Origin of the sequence: Salipiger aestuarii (assembly GCF_003259905.1) — a bacterium.
GTDB classification, from domain to species: domain Bacteria; phylum Pseudomonadota; class Alphaproteobacteria; order Rhodobacterales; family Rhodobacteraceae; genus Salipiger; species Salipiger aestuarii.
In genome coordinates, this window is record NZ_QLMG01000116.1 from 1 (window position 1) to 1,610 (window position 1,610).

The window sequence follows — 1,610 nt, forward strand, 5'->3', positions numbered from 1 at the left end:
GTCTTGCCATGGTCTTCTCCTTGCTCGCAGCATCATGCCGCTGTTGCGCAGAAAATCCACTTATTCCGGCTGTTCAGATTTTCGCAGCCACCTCTCAGAAAGAACCCGCAACAAACCGCAAACAGGCGGCCGGACAAGCATATCAAAAAGCCCTTGACTGAAAAGTCCCCGTTACCGAAGTCCAGACCCTAGCAATTTCGCAACAGGTTGGTCGCCGTCCTTGGCAATTTTGGGTATTTGGGCCTCTTCAAATTGCATGGAACAATTTACTATTATAAGTCGCCAAATTAAAGATTGCCTGGAAACTCGCTGATTGTTCTGTAAGTTTCCTGGCAGTTTTGTGCCTCATGGTCTTTGATCATGACTGAGGAGATCATAATGAATTTTGACCGTTTGGCCATTCTGCAAGCCGCTGCGAACTGGTGTCGGCATGTTTCAGGCGTTCGGGTGTCATTCACCTTGAACGCGCTGTTTTCCACAATCCTGAGCCTCATGCTGATGTTGGGATCGCCTCAGGCGGCGCATGCGGCAATCACCGATTGTACGAATATGGTATCGCCTAATGAGTATGCTCTGAACCTGATTCAAGATACTTGCATGATAAATCACGATGTTCCCTACGAAGATCAGATAAGTGACGAGTTTCTCTTTATTCAGCCGGTCTATGATACCGGCGATGCGAACTTTCGATTTGTCTCGAATACGGGCGATCTGTTCTACCATGTATCCTCGGCGTCCGGGTCTGGAACAGTTGGCGGCAGCACCTGGGTTGTTACTTTGGATTGTAATGCCGGATGTACGGTATCCCCGGTCGCGGGCGCGTCGTTTGTCCCCTTCACCTATACGTTCAGCGGCACTACAGGAGGCATGAGTGGCGGTGCGGCGCCCGAGCTGGACGTCCGCAACAGCGCGGACAATGCCGATATCGGTGACGGAAGTACAACGATCACTACGGCGCTTGGTACGGATTTCGGCACTGTTACTGTCGGCTCGAACGCCACCAACAGTTTCCGGGCGGAAAACAACGGCACGTCGGCTCTGACCTTCGGTGCGGACGCGCTGGCGATATCCAATACAACGGACTTTCAGATCACCGCCGACCTGACCAACTCCGGAACCGTGGCAAGCTCGGGCGTGAACGCGTTCTCTATCCGTTTCAATCCGGCCACGGGCGGGACGAAGACAGCGACAGTCACCATTCGGTCAGATGATGACGATGAAGACCCATATACGTTCTCAATTCGCGGGACCGGCAATAACTTGCCCCAGGCCGATGCCGGGGGCAATACTGTCGTTGCCAGCGAGGATGACGTCATGCTGATCGGCGCGGGCTCCGTTGCCAATGATGCGGACCAGACGCTGACCTATGCCTGGGCCCAGACCGCGGGTCCCGCCGTCGCGCTGGACGATGATGAAAGCGCGACGCCCAGCTTCACCGCGCCGACGCTGGCCATCGGTGATGCCGATGTGACGCTGACCTTCGTTCTGACCGTGGATGACGGCTTCGCCACCGCGACCGACAGCGTGACGATCACCGTCACGGCGCCGGCCAACGCGGCCCCCCTTGCGGTGGCCGGGCCGGATCAGTCCGTCGTGTCGGGCACGCAAGT

Annotated in this window: 1 protein-coding gene; it reads left to right on the forward strand. The window is 56.0% G+C overall.

The window, feature by feature from the left end; all coding sequences use genetic code 11:
• Nucleotides 1-360 precede the first annotated feature (360 nt).
• The coding region (locus tag ATI53_RS23105) for a choice-of-anchor D domain-containing protein (protein WP_146610017.1) at nt 361-1,610 on the forward strand (1,250 nt) is incomplete at its 3' end.